The sequence below is a fragment of the Bradyrhizobium sp. 23 genome, assembly GCF_023073295.1.
In the GTDB taxonomy this organism is placed as follows: Bacteria; Pseudomonadota; Alphaproteobacteria; order Rhizobiales; family Xanthobacteraceae; genus Bradyrhizobium; species Bradyrhizobium canariense_D.
Genome location: NZ_JADPJF010000148.1, coordinates 311,948 through 315,168, shown reverse-complemented (window position 1 = coordinate 315,168; position 3,221 = coordinate 311,948). Strand labels below are relative to the sequence as shown.

The 3,221-nt window shown below is 68.8% G+C and carries 2 protein-coding genes; both read right to left on the bottom strand.

Features of this window, described 5'->3' with window-relative positions; all coding sequences use genetic code 11:
- A partial coding sequence (locus tag IVB32_RS34815; protein WP_247412860.1) for a circularly permuted type 2 ATP-grasp protein occupies positions 1–1,675 on the bottom strand: 1,675 nt, incomplete at its 3' end.
- Positions 1,676–1,702: 27 nt separating this feature from the next.
- Positions 1,703–3,221 (bottom strand): transglutaminase family protein (locus IVB32_RS34810; RefSeq protein WP_247412858.1); only part of this gene is annotated, 1,519 nt, incomplete at its 5' end.

Below are 3,221 nucleotides of genomic sequence, written 5' to 3'. Positions count from 1 at the left end.
CCAGCCGCAGCGTCGCCTCGGCGCGTTCGAGATAGCGGCCGAGCCAGAACAGATTGTCGGCGGCGCGACTCGGCAGCACGCCGGCGATCCGGCGGATGCGCACCTTGTCGACCGCAGGCAGCAGCGTCGCGGTCGAGACCTGCTTGTCCGAGACCACCCAGACGTCGGCGGAGCGCGCGCCGTCGCCCATCGACACCGCGCGCGCATCCGGCTGCTCGGCGATCCGGCAGAAGCCGCCGGGCATGATGGCCCAGCCGTCCGGCGTCGCGGCTGCGAACACGCGCAGCACGAAGGGACGCGGCGTGATTTGCCCCTGTTCCCACACCGGCATGGTCGAGAGCCGCACCACCTCCTGGCCGACATAGTCCATGCCGCGCGCAGCGATGGCGTCGCTCAGGCGCCGGCGCCCGGCGGCGTCGAGTTCGCTCGCGAGCACCGGACCGTTGCTGTCGAAACCGGGAACGCCGCGCCGATACGCGCCTTCGATCGCGACCTCGTCGAGCCGCGACAACACTTCGTCGCGCGCCGAGCGCTGGCCGCACCACCAGGTCGCGATGTGCGGCATCTTCAGCTCTTCGCCGAGCAGCCGGCGGCTGAGCGCCGGCAGGAAGCCGAGCATCGCGCGCGCCTCGAGGACACCCGAGCCCGGCATGTTGGCGACGACGACGCCGTCCTTGCGCAGCACGTCGATCAGGCCGGGGACGCCCAGCCGTGACGAGGCATCGAGCTCGAGCGGATCGAGCGAATTGGAATCGACACGGCGCAGCAGCACGTCGAGGCGCTTGAGGCCTGCAACCGTGCGGATGTGGATATGATTGTCGCTGACGGCGAGATCGTCGCCCTCGACCAGCAGGAAGCCGAGATAGCGCGCCAACGTCGCGTGCTCGAAATAGGTCTCGCTGAAGCTGCCCGGCGTGAGCACGCCAATCCGCGGCTCGTCGCGGTCGGCGCGCGCCCGAAGACTGTCGCGAAACGCCTCGAAGAACGGCGCGACGCGCGGCACGTTCATCGACTTGTAGAGGTCCGAGAAGGCGCGCGAGAGCACCAGGCGGTTCTCCAGCGCATAGCCCGCACCCGACGGCGCCTGCGTGCGATCGCCGAGCACCCACCAGCGTCCGTCGGGCCCGCGGCCGACATCGGCGGCATAGAGCGAGAGATAGCGCCCGCCCGGCGGCGGCACGCCGCAGGCGGGACGGAGATATTCGGGGCTCCCCGCGATCGCGGCCGCCGGCAGCGCGCCTTCGGCGACGAGGCGGCCCTCGCCATAGATGTCACGCAGCACGAGCTCGAGCAACTCGGCGCGCTGGGTGATGCCGTCGGACAGCTGCTTCCAGTCGGCCTCGTCAATCAGCAGCGGCAGATGGCTGATCGACCAGGGCCGGTCGGCGCTCTCGCGGGGCGCGCGATAGGTGACGCCGGCCTCGCGGAGATGACGGTCGGCCATGCCAAACCGCCGCTCAACCTCATCGGGCGCGAGCGCACCGAAGGCATCGAAGAAGCGGCTCCAGACCGCGCGGGGCTTGCCGTCCGGGCCGAGAAACTCGTCGGGGATGTCGGGCAGGCGCCTGTAGTCGCGGACCCATTGCGCGAAGCGGCGCTGGCCTTCGCGCTGGCCATCACGTTGACCTTGCGCCTGACCCGCCTTGTCGTCCTCTTCGGCTGCGCCCTCGGCCATGCGCCACTCCCTGCCCCGGCATCATACTCATTGCAGGAGCGGGGTCCGCAAGTCGAGGGTCAGCGGAAACTCATTTGTGCGTTCCTCGGGCGGCGGCTGCATCGGACCCGGCGTATGGCCATGGTCCTGGAAGCGCGCCAGCCGCCGCGCCTCGGCCTCGTAGGTGTTGACGGGCTTGGTGTCGTAGCTGCGGCCGCCCGGATGGGCGACATGATAGACGCAGCCGCCGAGCGAGCGGCCGTTCCAGGTGTCGATGAGGTCAAAGGTCAGGGGCGCATGAACGGGAATGGTCGGGTGCAGGCCTGAGGCCGGCTGCCAGGCCTTGAAGCGGACGCCGGCCACGGCTTCACCAGAGCGGCCGGTGGCGGTCATCGGCAGGCGGCGGCCGTTGCAGGCGACGATATGGCGGCCCGCGACGAAGCCTTCCGCCTTGACCTGAAGCCGCTCGACCGACGAGTCGACATAGCGCACGGTGCCGCCGGCCGAGCCCTCCTCGCCGAGGACGTGCCAAGGCTCCAGCGCCTGCCGCAGCTCCAGCGTCACGCCGCCATGATGGATGCGGCCGAACGCGGGGAAGCGGAATTCGAGCTGGGCCAGATACCATTCAGGCTCGAACGGATACCCGGACTGCTTCAACTCGGTGAGCACTTCGAGGAAATCCTCCCAGATGAAGTGCGGCAGCATGAAGCGGTCGTGCAGCGCGGTGCCCCATCGCACGAACTTGCCTTGTTGCGGCTCGCGCCAGAATTTTGCGATCAGCGCGCGGATCAGCAGCTGCTGCGCCAGCGACATGCGTGGATCCGGCGGCATTTCGAGCGCGCGGAATTCAACGAGACCGAGGCGGCCGGTCGTGCCGTCCGGTGAATAGAGCTTGTCGATGCAGATCTCGGCGCGATGGGTGTTGCCGGTGATGTCGACGAGGAGATGCCGGAACAAGCGATCTACCAGCCACAGCGGCGCCTGAGTGCCCGGCGGCGGCACGTGCGTGAGCGCGACCTCGAGCTCGTAAATGCTGTCGTGGCGGGCTTCGTCGATGCGCGGCGCCTGGCTGGTCGGGCCGATGAACAGGCCGGAGAAGAAATAGGACAGCGACGGATGCCGCTGCCAGTGCAGCACCAGGCTCTTCAACAGATCAGGCCGGCGCAGGAACGGCGAGTCCTGCGGGCTCGAGCCGCCGACCACGACGTGATTGCCGCCGCCGGTGCCGGTGTGGCGACCATCGACCAGGAAGCGATTGGCACCGAGGCGTGTCTTGCCGGCATCCTCATAGAGCCCGACGGTGATGTCGACCGCCTCGCGCCAGTTCTTTGCCGGCTGGACGTTGACCTCGATCACGCCGGGATCGGGCGTCACCTTGATGACGTCGACACGCGGATCGAATGGCGGCGGATAACCCTCGACATGGACCTGGAGCTGCATCTCCTCGGCAGTCGCTTCGAGCGCCGCGATCATCTCGAGATAATCCTCGATCTGCTCGACCGGCGGCATGAAGGCGCAGAGCACGCCGTCGCGGACCTCGACCGACATCGCGGTGCGGACGGGGACC